This window comes from Aeromonas aquatilis (genome assembly GCF_054052405.1).
The window spans coordinates 1-330 of record NZ_JBSTYP010000198.1 but is presented as its reverse complement, the minus strand read 5'-3'; the positions used below and the strand labels follow the sequence as shown (position 1 = coordinate 330).

The window sequence follows — 330 nt, the reverse complement described above, 5'->3', positions numbered from 1 at the left end:
TCAGGCCGGGCCAGCAGCTTTGATCAGCTCTGGTTGCTGGTGCTGGTGCATCGTGCCAGCCCCAAGGAGGTCAGTGCCGGAGTGTGGCTTGCCCGCATCCTGCAGGCAGTCAGTGGGCGAGCATGTGGTGACAGTACCTTTCGCCGGGTCACCCCACCGGTCAAACCCAGTTACAGCGGCGGTGCGGCTTATTTGCCGCTTGCCTTTACTACCCGAGTGAAATTTAAAGGAGAGCGATAATGAGCGAAACACTGCACCTGGAAGGGGATCTCTTTATCGAGACCTTTACCAACGGGGTCTCGGCCGGGGTGATTGGCCCCATCGATGTGG

At 59.1% G+C, this 330-nt stretch carries 2 pseudogenes; both read left to right on the top strand.

The features are described 5' to 3' along the window. Positions 1 to 240: pseudogene (locus tag ACW5W8_RS24000) on the top strand (phage tail terminator protein); the annotation flags it as partial. After that, positions 240 to 330 (top strand): annotated as a pseudogene (locus ACW5W8_RS23995) (phage tail tube protein); the annotation flags it as partial. The pseudogenes ACW5W8_RS24000 and ACW5W8_RS23995, both read left to right, overlap by 1 nt.